At 30.3% G+C, this 13,665-nt stretch carries 10 protein-coding genes and 1 riboswitch; of the genes, 2 read left to right on the top strand and 8 right to left on the bottom strand.

Annotated elements, in window-relative coordinates; all coding sequences use genetic code 11:
* Positions 1-40 precede the first annotated feature (40 nt).
* The 4 genes from DYA59_RS03655 to DYA59_RS03640 are packed head-to-tail and all read right to left on the bottom strand — an operon-like array spanning position 41 to position 4,894.
* Positions 41-2,290, bottom strand: coding sequence for a xanthine dehydrogenase family protein molybdopterin-binding subunit (locus tag DYA59_RS03655; protein WP_115269488.1), 2,250 nt, complete (start codon positions 2,288-2,290; stop codon positions 41-43).
* A complete protein-coding gene (locus DYA59_RS03650; protein WP_115269486.1) occupies positions 2,290-2,745 on the bottom strand; it encodes a (2Fe-2S)-binding protein in 456 nt (151 codons plus the stop codon). The genes DYA59_RS03655 and DYA59_RS03650 overlap by 1 nt, the downstream gene beginning before the upstream one ends.
* Positions 2,745-3,533: an FAD binding domain-containing protein gene (locus DYA59_RS03645; RefSeq protein ID WP_115269484.1), complete on the bottom strand. Its 789-nt coding sequence runs from the start codon at positions 3,531-3,533 to the stop codon at positions 2,745-2,747. The genes DYA59_RS03650 and DYA59_RS03645 overlap by 1 nt, the downstream gene beginning before the upstream one ends.
* Before the next feature lie 29 nt (positions 3,534-3,562).
* Positions 3,563-4,894 carry a uracil-xanthine permease family protein gene (locus DYA59_RS03640; protein ID WP_115269482.1) on the bottom strand — a complete coding sequence of 444 codons (1,332 nt, stop codon included), beginning with the start codon at positions 4,892-4,894 and terminating at the stop codon, positions 3,563-3,565.
* 82 nt (positions 4,895-4,976) lie between these two features.
* Positions 4,977-5,076, bottom strand: a riboswitch (purine riboswitch).
* A 135-nt stretch (positions 5,077-5,211) separates the two neighbouring features.
* Here DYA59_RS03640 and hcp point away from each other — a divergent pair.
* Positions 5,212-6,879, top strand: coding sequence for a hydroxylamine reductase (gene hcp, locus DYA59_RS03635; protein ID WP_147368823.1), 1,668 nt, complete (start codon positions 5,212-5,214; stop codon positions 6,877-6,879).
* A 125-nt stretch (positions 6,880-7,004) separates the two neighbouring features.
* Here the strand turns inward: hcp and DYA59_RS03630 are convergent, their stop codons facing one another.
* The 3 genes from DYA59_RS03630 to rlmN are packed head-to-tail and all read right to left on the bottom strand — an operon-like array spanning position 7,005 to position 11,710.
* Positions 7,005-8,393 (bottom strand): aminopeptidase P family protein, encoded by a 1,389-nt coding sequence (locus DYA59_RS03630; protein ID WP_115269480.1) that lies wholly within the window; start codon positions 8,391-8,393, stop codon positions 7,005-7,007.
* Between the two features lie 54 nt (positions 8,394-8,447).
* Complete coding sequence (locus DYA59_RS03625; protein ID WP_115269478.1) at positions 8,448-10,640, bottom strand: transglycosylase domain-containing protein; 2,193 nt, start codon at positions 10,638-10,640, stop codon at positions 8,448-8,450.
* A gap of 8 nt (positions 10,641-10,648) precedes the next feature.
* A complete protein-coding gene (gene rlmN, locus DYA59_RS03620) occupies positions 10,649-11,710 on the bottom strand; it encodes a 23S rRNA (adenine(2503)-C(2))-methyltransferase RlmN (RefSeq protein WP_115271468.1) in 1,062 nt (353 codons plus the stop codon).
* Between the two features lie 220 nt (positions 11,711-11,930).
* Here rlmN and DYA59_RS03615 point away from each other — a divergent pair, with 220 nt between their 5' ends.
* A complete protein-coding gene (locus tag DYA59_RS03615; protein WP_115269476.1) occupies positions 11,931-13,124 on the top strand; it encodes a M20 metallopeptidase family protein in 1,194 nt (397 codons plus the stop codon).
* Between the two features lie 100 nt (positions 13,125-13,224).
* Here the strand turns inward: DYA59_RS03615 and DYA59_RS03610 are convergent, their stop codons facing one another.
* Complete coding sequence (locus tag DYA59_RS03610; RefSeq protein ID WP_115269474.1) at positions 13,225-13,653, bottom strand: META domain-containing protein; 429 nt, start codon at positions 13,651-13,653, stop codon at positions 13,225-13,227.
* Between the last annotated feature and the right edge of the window lie 12 nt (positions 13,654-13,665).

Genomic DNA, 13,665 nt, shown 5'->3' with positions numbered 1-13,665 from the left:
TAAAATTAATCATATTTTTATATTATATCATAATTTACAACTATTTTAAAGTAATTTCCCAAAATAATTTTTCGCTCGTAATAGGAAGACTTCTAACTCTTGCCTTAGTTGCATTATATACAGCATCAGCTATTGCCGGAGCTGCAGTATTTATAACAACTTCTCCTATTGATTTAGCTCCAAATGGTCCAGTTGGTTCATTAGAATTACTAAATATTACTTTAACATTTCCTCCTATATCCTTTCTAGAAGGAATCTTATACTGCATCAAAGTATCTTGTAAAAGCCTTCCTTTTTCATCAATAGTTATCTCTTCAGTTAGAGCAAGTCCAATTCCTTGTGCTATTCCTCCCTCTACCTGAACTCTTGCTAATGCTGGATTTATTGGAATCCCACAGTCAACTACTGATAAAAAGTCAACTACATTAGTCTCTCCAGTTAACGTATCTACCTCTACTTCAACAAAACTTGCTATAAATGGAGGTGGAGAAGTCTTTCCTCCCCAAGTTCCTGTTGTAATTATTTGATTTTGTCCTTCGAATGATACACTTCTTACTCCAATCTCTTTTAATGTGAGTCTAGTACCATCTTGAGCCTCTACATATTCTCCTTTATACTCTAACTCATCTTCAGACTTATTCATTAACTTAGCTGCAGATTTTATAATCTCTTTTTTCATTTTTTCACAAGCTATAACTACAGCATTTCCAGTTACATAGGTTCCACTTGAAGCGTATGCTCCAGGATCATATGGTGATGTATCAGTATCAGCTGTATTTACTATTATTTTTTCTAGAGGTACTTCTAATACTTCAGCTGCCATCTGAGATAAAACGGTATCACAACCTTGTCCCATATCAGTTACACCTAACATTACTGTAAAATCACCACTATCATGTAATTTTACGGTAGCAGATCCTGTATCAACATTAGCTATTCCTGATCCTTGCATAGTTACAGCCATTCCAGAAGCTCTAACCTTTCCATTTCCCATATCTAAGACTTTTCTATTTTCCCATCCAAAAGATTTCTTTCCAATTTCAATACATTTTTTAATATCTCCACTTACTGTTTCTGATTGATTTACCAGATTTTTCATTCTTACTTCTGTAGGATCTAATCCTAGTTTATGTGCTAATTCATTCACAGCAGATTCTACAGCAAATGTTCCTTGAGTTGCTCCATAACCTCTAAATGCACCACCTACTGTAGTATTGGAGTAAACTATATTCGCTTTACATCTCATAGGAATCTTTTCATATAATGGAAATGTTTTATAAACTACAAGAGCTGTAACTGTCGGTGCATGTTCTCCATATGCACCTGTATTAGATAATACATTAATATCTATAGCTTTTATATTTCCTTCTCTATCTGAACCTATTTTAACAGTTAATCTCATAGCATGCCTAGTATTTGAATAAGCTTGTGTCTCTTTTCTTGTATATACTATCTTAGATGGTTTTCCTGTTTTTAAAGTTACAAAGGCGGGATAAATCTCACATACAGAAGTTTGTTTCCCTCCAAAACCTCCACCTAATTTTGGCTTCATAACCCTTATTCTACTACTAGGATACTCTAATGCTCTTGCTAGATGTCTTCTTACATGAAAAGGAATTTGAGTAGAAGATATCACTGTTAGTCTTCCGTATACATCAAAATACGCAGCTGATCTATAAGTTTCCATCATAGCATGAATTTGTGGTTGAGTGTAGTAAGTATTCTCTATTATAACTTCACTCTCTTTAAGTCCCTTATCTACATCTCCTTTTTCCTGTAAATAAGAAGAAGCTAAATTTCTTGTATTATCATATCCTATGTTGTTATAATTTATATGTGCTTTGTCTCTATGTACTAAAATATGAGAGTCTAAAGCCTTTTCATAATCAACTACAGCTTCTAAAACCTCATATTCAACTTTTATAAGATTCATAGCTTTTTGAGCTGTCCTTTCATCTACTGCAGCTACTATTGCAACAGGATCTCCAACATATCTCACATATTCATCTAAAATTTTTCTATCATATGGAGATGGCTCTGGATATGATTGTCCAGCTAAAGTAAACATAGTTTGTGGAACATCTTCATAGGTATATATAGCCTCTACCCCAGGTACTTTTTTAGCAACAGTTGTATCTATACTTTTTATTTTTGCGTGTGCATGCGGAGATCTTAGAAGCTTTATTATAAGATATTCTTGATTTGCAACCATATCATCAGTATAAAATGGCTTACCTGTAATCAGACCGATCCCATCTACTTTCTTTATCTCTTTATTTACATATTTCATTATCTTTTCTCAGCCTCCATAAAATTTTTTATAGCTCTAAGCTGTGAAATATATCCACTACATCTACATAAGTTTCCATTCAAGTAGTGTAAAATCTCCTCATCACTTGGATTTTCATACTCTTTCATAAGAGCAAGTACTGTCAATGTGAAACCAGGTGCACAAAAACCACATTGTTCTGCACCTTCTGCTGCCATAAATTCTGCAAATCTTTCCGCCTGCTCTTGGCATCCCTCAATAGTTGTTATATTCTTTCCTTGAGCTCTCACAGCTAACGTACTACAAGATAATACTGGTTTATCCTCAATTAATACTGTACAAAGCCCACAAGACCCTGTATCACATCCTCTTTTTACACTTAGATATCCCATTTTTCTTAAAACATCTAATAAATATTCATCAGCAGAGATCAATATTTCTCTTTTTCTTCCATTTACATTAAGTGTTAAAAGCACTACAATACCTCCTTGATCGCTCTTTTTACAAGAGTTTTCGAAACAGCTCTCCTATATTCTCCTGTTCCTCTCATATTACTTCCAAATATGATCTCTTTTGTCATAGCTTCACAAGCTCTATCTATTATCTCATCTGTAATCTCATTATTATTTAAAATTTCCATAGCTTTATAAGCCAGCACTGCTTTGCCTGGTCTGACTCCTATAGCTAATCTAATTCCAGCTTCTGTTTTAGTTACACAAGTATTTGTAATAGCATAATCTGTTTTACTTTTTCTAATACTTTGAAATGAACCTCTTCCATCTTTTTTTACTTTAACCTCTACTAAAATATCTCTTCTAAGTCCCTCTTCTTTTAGGTAATTTTCCAAAGAAATTTCTCCACCTTTATAAAGTATTACACTAGCATCCATTGCTAATAAAGTTGGAATTAGATCAGAAAATCCATACTTTGAAAATACAGTTGCTCCTACTGTAACATTTGTTCTAAACTGTACTCCTATTATTCCTCTCACACATTTATCTAAAATACCATTAAATAAATTTTGAGTAATTTTACTTGTCTCTAAATCTCTAAAAGATGTCATAGCACCTATATGTATATATTCTCCTTCATTTTTTATATAATTAAGGGAAAGGTTTGAAATATCAATAGCAGTATTATAAGCTATATTCCCCATTCTCAGATAGGAAGTTCCTCCTAAAATAATATTTTTTTTGCTCTTTAACAGTTCATTATAAGCTTCTTCTAATGATGTAACAGCTAAATAATTTTTAAAACTAAACAAAGCTGACCTCCTAATATTTCATAATTTTACTATACTTTTATCTTATCACTTGTTATATGTTTTTTCATCTCTTCATCTGGCGGTAGTATAAGATTTAATATTACAGCTATAGAACCAGATACAACTATTCCTGATCCTCCAAAAATAAGTTTTACACTTTCTGGAAAATAACTTAAAGCTGCAGGTACACTTCCAAGTCCGTATCCCAATCCCAAAGAAACAGAAAGAATTAATGCATTTCTTCCCTTTAATGGTTCTTTTGTTATAAGATTTATTCCTGATATAGAAATCATGGCAAATATCATAACTAGACTTCCACCTATTACACTTGCTGGAACTATTGAAAGTATTGCTCCAACTTTTGGAATAAAAGCTCCTAATATCAAAAATATTGCCCCTACTCCTACAACAAATCTACTCATAACCCCAGTCATAGCTACAAGTCCTGTATTTTGACTAAAAGAAGTTGTTGGTAAGATAGAAAAAACAGCAGCTATACAACTCCCTATTCCATCTGCTAAAATCCCACCTGAAATCTCTCTATCTTCAAGTTCTCTATTAGCACCACCCATAGTGACTCCTGACATATCTCCTACAGTTTCAACAGCAGAAACTATATACATCATTATCATCGCCAAACAAGCATCTAAATGAAATGTAAATCCATAGGTAAAAGGCTTAGGTAAATTAAAATATCCAGCCATTGAAAGAGTTGATAAATTAACTTTTCCCATAAGTATAGCTACGATAAATCCCACAACAGTTCCTATAAACATTGCTCCAGTACTTGTAATTCCCTTAGTAAATTGCTTAAAATATATCACTGTTATCAATACAATCATTCCTAAAATTAAATTTGAGAAAGATCCAAAGTCAGCAGCTCCTACTCCTCCAGCAAAATTTGAAACTCCAGTAGGCAACAGTGATAAGCCTATTGATAAAACTATTACTCCTGTTACAACTGGTGGAAAATACCTTCTTATTCTTTTTATAATTAAGCCAATAAAAGCTTCAAAAATTCCTCCAACTAAGGCAGCTCCTAAAATGGCTTCATATCCATATTGTGATCCAATAGAAAGGGCAACAGGTACAAAAGCAAAACTTGTACCCACAACGATAGGTAATTTAGCTCCGATAGGTCCGATAGTATATGCTTGTATCATTGTATTTAACCCTGCTACAAACATTGTACATTGAATTAGAAAAGTTTTTGTTTCAGCTGGCATTTTTAGAGCTCCAGCTACAATTATCAACGGTGTAATATTACTTACAAACATTGCTAATACATGTTGTAACCCCAAAGGGATAGCCTCTTTTAATGATGGAACTCCATCTAAATGATAAGGTGATGTATTTTTCACTTTGTCCTCCTAAAAATTTTCATACATCTTCTTGAAACTACAATTAGGAGTAAAATAAGTAAGTGATCTTGAGATTTAACTCAAACTTTTTATTCTAACTCATAGCAGTTTATTACATTGGTAAACCGTAGAAACTCCTGACCATATTTCAGGGATATATGAGATATTACATAAAATCATTTACTTTTAATATAACATAGTTTCTATAATAATTCAATAAAAATTTAAATATGTTTTGGTAACATATGTTACTGATTTTATAAAAAAAATCTGTTACGATATTTCCAGAGTAAAATTTTCATTAAAAGGGAGGAAATATGTGTAATAGTAAAATGTTTTGTTTTCAATGTCAGGAGACAGCCAAAGGAAAAGGATGTTCTGTTATTGGAGTCTGTGGAAAAACTTCAAAAACATCTAATTTACAAGATTTATTAATATATGTTACAAAAGGAGTAGCTCTTTATAGTTCAACTCTTAGAAAAAATGAAAAAATATCTGATGAGATAAATAGATATCTAATTAATTCACTATTCGTAACAATTACTAATGCCAATTTTGATGACGAAGCTATAATATCTGAAATAAAAAAAGGAATAAAACTGAGAAAAGAATTAGCTACTTTGTTGAATGAAGAGGAAAAAAAAGAGATAGAAAAGTTTTCTAAATTAGTTAATTGGGAAGTTCAAAGTGATGAAGATATAATAAACTTTTCTGAAAAAAAAGAAGTTGGAGTTTTAAGAAGTGAAAATGAAGATATAAAATCATTAAGAGAGTTACTTATCTATGGATTAAAAGGTATGTCTGCCTATGCTGAGCATGCTATGAATCTTGGTAAAACTCAAGATGAGATCTTTTCATTTATAGAAAAAGGCTTACTTGCTACTGAAGATGACTCACTAAATGGAGATGAATTGACAAGCCTTGTGCTAGAGTGTGGAAACTACGGAGTAAAAGTTATGTCTTTATTAGATGAAGCTAATACCTCTGCCTTTGGAAATCCTGTAATTACAAAAGTAAATATAGGTGTTGGAACAAAACCTGGAATTTTGATATCTGGTCATGATTTAAATGATTTAAAACAACTTCTAGAACAAAGTGTAAATAGTGGAGTGGATATCTATACTCACTCTGAAATGTTACCTGGACACTATTATCCAGAATTAAAAAAATATCCTCATTTCTTTGGAAATTATGGAAATGCTTGGTGGAAACAAAAAGAGGAGTTTGAAAAATTTAATGGACCTATCATATTTACTACTAACTGTATAGTTCCTCCATCAACTAATGCTAATTATAAAGATAGAGTATTTACAACTAATGCTGCTGGATATCCTGGATGGAAAAAAATAAAAGTTAATAAAGATGGATCAAAAGATTTCTCTGAAATAATAGAACTTGCAAAAACTTGCCAAGCTCCTACTGAATTAGAAAAAGGAGAGATAATTGGTGGATTTGCCCATAATCAAGTTCTTTCATTAGCTAATAAAATTATTGAAAATATCCAATCTGGTGCAATTAAGAAATTTATTGTGATGGCTGGATGTGATGGTAGAATGGCAAATAGAAACTATTACACAGAATTTGCTGAAAAATTACCAAAAGATACTATTATATTAACAGCTGGTTGTGCAAAATACAGATATAATAAACTCAATCTTGGAGATATTAATGGAATTCCTAGAGTATTAGATGCTGGACAATGTAATGACTCTTACTCTCTAGCTATAATAGCTCTTAAATTAAAAGAAGTTTTTGAACTAAGTGATATAAATGAACTTCCTATAGTTTATAATATAGCTTGGTATGAACAAAAAGCTGTGATTGTTTTACTTGCTCTACTATATTTAGGAGTAAAAAATATTCATTTAGGTCCTACTCTTCCAGCTTTCTTATCTCCAAATGTAGCTAAAGTTTTAGTGGAAAATTTTGGAATAAGTGGAATTAGTTCTGTAGATGATGATTTAAAAAAATTTGATTTAATTTAAATTCTATGTAACTATTCGGGTATGGAGATTAATTAAAAACTTAAAGAGTCGTATAATTTAGATAATTTTTAATTTTCCTTTTAAGTTAAACATACCTGAATAGTTACTATTTAAATATTTTTAATTTAGAAAAATTTTCTAAGCTCTTCTATCTCTAAATAAGTTTTTGGCATTTTATCTCCCAATCTCCTTGCACCCTCTTCAGTTATTAAAAAATCTCCTTCGTATCTCATTCCACCAAAATCTAAGTATTTTTCAATCTCTTCATAATTTAAATACTCAGTAAATTTTTTCTCTTCTTTCCATCTCCTAATAAGTTCTGGTATAAAGTATATTCCAGGCTCTACTGTAAATACATATCCTGGTTTTAATTCTCTTGCCAATCTTAAAGATTTTAATCCAAACTGCATATCTCTCTCAAATTCTTCATAACCTACATTATTTTCTCCTAAGCTTTCCATATCGTGAACATCAAGTCCCAACATATGTCCTAGTCCATGCGGGAAAAATATAGCATGTGCTCCTTCTTTTACAGCTTTTTCTACATCCCCTTTCATTAAATTACGATCTTTCATACCCCTAGCTAAAACTTTACAAACTTCTAAATGTACTTCTTTATATGTTATTCCTGGTCTAATCAAACTCTCTGCTTTTTCAAACATTTCAATTAACAATGTATAAATATCCCTTTGTCTATCTGAAAATTTTTTAGATATTGGAAAAGATGTAGTCATATCTCCACAATATCCCATTTGTGTTCTAGCTCCAGCATCTAAAACAACTATATCTCCATCTTGTAGAGTATTTCCATGATAATGATTATGTAGTGTTTGTCCATTTTTTGTGAATATAGTATGGAAGGAAGTAGTAGCATTATATTTACTTGCCACCGCTTCTAAAGCAGCTACCACTTCATACTCTTTCATACCTGGTTTAGCTATTCTCATAGCCTCTAAATGCATTTCTCTTGTTATATTTACTGCTTTTTCTATTTCTTTTATCTCTAATTCTGATTTTATATTTCTTTGTTCTACTACAGCCTTTATAAGTTTTTCTGAAATATAATTATTAAATTCAAATGGATTTAATTTAAAAGCTTCTGACAATTCAAGAATTGTCTCAGCTCTATACTGAGGTAGAAAAAGAAGCTCCCTTTTTTCATCTTTTAATTTAGCAGAGTAAATTTTAAACTCACTTAATTCTATAAAATTTTCTACTCCAACATCTTTAGAAAGATCTTTTAAAAGTTTTTGTTCTCCCATCCAAACTATATCATCAAGAGTAAAATCAGTTCCAAAAATATATTCCTTATTATTATCTACATCTATAACTCCTATAAGATGTGGAATATCCATGCCAAAATAATATAAAAATGTAGAGTCTTGTTCAAAGTTATAGCAGTTATCTTTATAATTTCTAGGAGATTCCTGATTTCCAGGAAGTATTATTACTCCTTTTTTTACTATCTTCTTTAACTTTTCTCTTCTTTCAATATAAATTTTTTTTTCAAACATAGCTATTCCTCCTCGAAATTTTATAAATTTTCTAATAAATTTAAACCACTCTCTTTACTCTCCTAACAATCTTTTAAATAATGAATCATTTGTATTTGAATTTGATTTACTATTCAAATTAATATTTTTATCTATCTTCTCTTCTTTTTCTCTCCATTCAGATTCAGTTACTGTATTTATATTTGTAACTTTATATCCATTTTTTTCAAATATTCCAGCTATACCTTTAAAATACTTATCATCTCTTTCAAGCTCAATTTTTCCCTTTCTAAGAACAAAATCTCTTCCCTTATCTGTTTTCAATCCACTATTAAGAGCTAAAGTTTGTAAAACTAAATCTCCGTTTTTTAAATGATTATCTAAAAATGAAAACTTAGCCTTAGTATTATATAAATTTTTATCTACAAGTTTTTGATAATACTCAGCCCACAGTGGTGCAACTCCATTTCCTCCACTTACATTCCCAATAATAGGTGAATTATCATCATATCCTATATAAATAGTTGTTACATAATTAGGTGTTATCCCAGCAAACCATAGTGTTCTATTCTCATTAGTTGTTCCTGTTTTTCCACCTTGTTCTATCCTATTTTTATTAGAGTCATATACAGCTGCTCTTCCAGAACTTCCAAACATAACTGAGCTTTTTAACATATATGTTACTAAGCTGATATCTAAGCTATCATAAATTTTCTCTTTTTGTGGTAGCTGTTCATAGAGAACATTTCCATATTTATCACTAACAGACGTAACTATTACTGGTGCCACTTTATACCCTCCATTAGCAAATACACTATAATTTAATGCATGTTGTAATGGTGTATTTTCAAACGAACCTAATGAGGCTGTTAAATTATCTGGAATTTTTAAGTTAGGATCAAGCTTTTGCATATTTTTTTGGACAACATTTATTCCTACTTTATCTAATAGCTGAATAGAAACAGTATTTACAGATCTATCTAAGGCTGTAAGCAAAGTCAGGTTTTTATTATATCTATTTCCATAATTTTTAGGTATCCAATTACCATATTGTAAATACCTATCCTCAATCACTGAATTTAACTCATATCCATTTTGCAAAGCTGTAAAATACAAAAAAGGTTTAAATGAAGACCCTAATTGCCTTCTTGCCATAGTAGCTCTATTAAAATCTCCATCTTTAAATTTTTTTCCAGCTACAATAGAGATAATATGTCCATTATTTGGATCTACAGTTACCATTCCTCCTTGTAATTTTTCTCTTCCATCTTTTTGAAAAAAAGCATAATTTTCAAAACTTTCCTTAGCTATCTTTTGCATATCTAAATCAAGAGTAGTATATACTTTTAATCCACCTGTATATATTAGATCTTCACTAAAATTTTCTAATAATATATTTTCTACTAACCCAGAGAAATCTGGTACATTATACTCAACTTCACTTCTTTTATTATATATAACTGTGGTCTCTTCATCTAAAATAAAATCTTTTGGTAGATTATTTTCATTATAAAATTTATGTGCAAGAGCTCTATCATACTCATCTTTTGTTATCATTTTATCTTTATACATCTCTGAAAGAATAAGTCTCATTCTTTTTAAAGAATTATTTAATTTTTTGCTGGGATTATATGTTTCCGGTCTATTTGGAATACCTGCAAGCAATGCTGCTTCTGCTAAATTAATTTGTGATATATCTTTTCTATAGAATTGCTCTGCTGCTGTTTTTACTCCATAAGCCCCAGCTCCAAAATATATCTCATTTAGATATTTTTCAAAAATCTCATCTTTAGTGTATTTTCTCTCTATTTCGAAAGTTATAAGAGCCTCTTTTATCTTTCTAGCTATACTTTTCTCATGAGATAAAAAAGCATTTCTAGCTAGTTGTTGAGTAAAAGAGCTTGCCCCTTGTACAGCAGAACCACTTTTTATATTAGCTACTATCGCTCCTAATAATCTTTTAAAGTGTATGCCATGATGAAAATAAAATTTCTTATCTTCAATAGCTAAAAAAGCATTTTTTAAATTCTGAGGAATTTCCCTAAATTTTGCTGTTTCTCTTTTTTCACGAGAAATAACATCTATTACTCTTCCTTTTCGATCGTACACAGTTGTAGGAATAGATGGAGAATAATCCTCTATTAAGGTAGAAATATCCGGTAATTCTTTATAGTATTTATATACTACTCCAAAAACAGCTCCAGAAGCAATCACGCCACCCAAAAATATCACTGCTATAAATACTTTTAAGTATGTAAATTTTTTCATTCTTCCTCCTATTTAGTAGGTTTTTTATTTTTTTGTCTCAACTGTCCACAAGCTCCATCTATATCTGTTCCTTTTTCTCTTCTAATAGTTACATTTACCTTTCTTACATTTTGTAAATAGTTAACAAATCTCTCTATTTTTTTATCTGATGGTCTAGTCATATCAGTTCCTTCTACTGGATTACAAGGAATTAAATTCACAACATGATCAAACTCATGCACATAATCTGCTAAAGCATTAGCATCTGTTTCAGAAACATTAAAATTATTTATTAAAATATATTCAAAAGTAATTCTTCTCTTTGTTTGTCTTTGATACTCTTGTAAAACAGCATGTAAGTCCTCTAATGGATATCTTTTATTGATAGGAATAATCTCATCCCTTTTTTCATTAATAGCTGAATGTAAAGATACAGCTAGCTCTACCGGTATCTTTTCAAGGAGTATTTTCTCTATGTTTGGAACGATTCCTGAAGTTGAGATAGTTATTTTTCTCTTAGAAATATTTATTCCATTCTCACTAGATAATATTTCAAGAGCTTTTAAAACATTTGTAAGATTTAAAAGTGGTTCTCCCATCCCCATAAATACAACATTATTTATCTTATCTCCCCGCTTTAAAAGTCTTCTTTCTATAGTATAAACTTGATTAATAATCTCACTTACATTCAGATTTCTTGCAAAACCTCCTTGTCCAGTTGCACAAAAACTACACTTTACAGCACAACCAACTTGGGAAGAAATACATAAAGTATTCCTCTTATCTTTATGTCTCAACAAAACAGTTTCAATTGTATTTCCATCTTCTAACTGAAACAAAAATTTCTCTGTTTTGTCTATTTTAGATATTTGATGTTTTAATAAATTTAAAAATGGGATATAAGATTTCTCTACTAACAACTCTCTATCTTTCAATGAAAGATTAGTTACCTCATTTAAATCTCTTACTATCTTTTTATGTAACCAATTAAAAAGTTGTTTCCCATAAAATTTTTTCATTCCAAGTGATATTATAAAATCTTCTAACTCTTGCTGATTAAAATTTAACAAATTTATTTTTTCTGACATTATCTCCTCCATAGTTTTACTCAATTATTGAATTATATCATAATTTCAGCTTAAAAACAACATAAAGAAATTAACAAACTTGCCTATTTTTCTTCGTAATTTAAACTATATTTTTTAATATATATTAAATATAAAAATTAAATAAAAAACATTTTAAAAATATATTTTACTTTTTTTATTTTTTAGAATAAAATAATGCAAAATATTTTACTCAGGAGGGAACATGATAATTACAAAATTTTTAAACGATGTTAATGAAAATAAAGAGTGGATTATCAATACAAGAAGAGAGTTACATAAGATCCCAGAGTTAGACTTTGAGCTTCCTAAAACTATTGCTCATATCACTTCATTACTAGATAAAATGGGTTTTAAATATAAAACTGGGGTTGGAAAAAGTGGAGTAGTTGTTGATATAGATGGAAATGATAAAAATGTTACAATAGCTCTACGTGCTGATATGGATGCACTTCCTATTTTAGAGTGTAATACTAGTGAATACTCTTCTACTATTTCTGGGCAAATGCATGCTTGTGGTCATGATGCTCATACAGCTATATTACTAGGAGTAGCGAAAATATTATCAGAGAATAAAACTAATCTTCCTTGTAATATAAGGCTTCTTTTCCAACCAGCAGAAGAGACAACAGGTGGTGCACTACCTATGATAAATGATGGATGTCTTGAAGGTGTAGATGCAATATTTGGACTTCATGTAGATCCTATAATAGAGTGTGGAACAGTAGGTGTAAAATATGGAGCTTATTGTGCTTCATCTACTGATGTTAGAATAGAAATAGAGGGAATAAGTTGTCATGGTGCTTATCCAAGTCAAGGAATAGATGCTATTGTAGCTGCTTGTGGAGTAATTACTAATATTCAAAGTATCATAAGTAGGAATGTTGATTCTAGAGATTCTGCTGTACTTAGTTTTGGAAAAATAAATGGTGGAGATAAAGAAAATATTGTTGCTCAAAAAGTAGTAGCTTCTGGTACACTAAGAACTCTTTCTAATGAAGTTAAAAATAGAGTAAAAGAGAGATTAAAAGAGATGGTAGAATATGGAGCTAAATCTTATGGTGCAACAGGAAAAGTTATCTTTGAAGATAGTTATACAGCTTTAATAAATCATGACAAATACATAGATATCATTAAAGAAAATACTAAAAAACTTCTAGGAGAAAAAGCTATTTTTACTAAACCATTAGCTAATATGGGTGTTGAAGACTTTGCTTACTTTGTAGAAAAAGTTCCAGGAGCATTCTTTAATTTAGGCGTTGGAAACTTAAACAAAGGTATTACAGCTCCACTTCATAATGATAAATTTGATATTGATGAAGAAAGTCTAGCTATAGGTGTAAAACTTCAAATCATGAATATTTTTTCAGCTTATGAAAGCTTAAAAACTAGTAAATAAACAAAAACTCAAGAATGATTCATATCACTCTTGAGTTTTTGTTTTATATAACTGTTGTTGCTTTTAAATTAAGATGAAAATTGAAAATAATTATTTGATTTTATTTTCCTAGAAATTTTAAAGTCTTTCCATTTCCTGTTAAAATAACACTCTTACCCTCTATTCTCATGTAAGTCATTTCTGCTAGAGTCTTTAAATAACTTGCTTCTTCTTCCATTTTATCTTGAGGACCCGCCATCATAGTAGAGGCTATATTTTCAATAACTATACTACTTCCTTGTACTGTTAATCCTCCAAAATATCTATTTACTCCACTAAATCCATACACCCTAGTATTATCAAATGAAATAGTTATATCTGAATTTTCAAGAGTAAATTCTTGCCCTTTTATAGAATTAATATCTAGCATAGTTTGAGCTGTTTGTGTCACAGTTCCTACTTTTTCAACCGCTTCATTTGTTTTTTCTAAAGCTGTACATCCTCCTAATGCTAAACCAAGCATTGTTAACATCACTACTGTTTTTTTCATAATCTTATCTCC

It is taken from the genome of Fusobacterium necrogenes, assembly GCF_900450765.1.
Lineage (GTDB): Bacteria > Fusobacteriota > Fusobacteriia > Fusobacteriales > Fusobacteriaceae > Fusobacterium_A > Fusobacterium_A necrogenes.
This window is presented reverse-complemented; position numbering and strand designations above follow the sequence as displayed.

Coding starts and splice junctions, on each gene's coding strand:
- DYA59_RS03655 (WP_115269488.1), bottom strand. CDS start 2,290: ATGAAATATGTAAATAAAGAGATAAAGAAAGTAGATGGGATCGGTCTG.
- hcp (WP_147368823.1), top strand. CDS start 5,212: ATGTGTAATAGTAAAATGTTTTGTTTTCAATGTCAGGAGACAGCCAAA.
- DYA59_RS03630 (WP_115269480.1), bottom strand. CDS start 8,393: ATGTTTGAAAAAAAAATTTATATTGAAAGAAGAGAAAAGTTAAAGAAG.
- DYA59_RS03625 (WP_115269478.1), bottom strand. CDS start 10,640: ATGAAAAAATTTACATACTTAAAAGTATTTATAGCAGTGATATTTTTG.
- DYA59_RS03615 (WP_115269476.1), top strand. CDS start 11,931: ATGATAATTACAAAATTTTTAAACGATGTTAATGAAAATAAAGAGTGG.
- DYA59_RS03610 (WP_115269474.1), bottom strand. CDS start 13,653: ATGAAAAAAACAGTAGTGATGTTAACAATGCTTGGTTTAGCATTAGGA.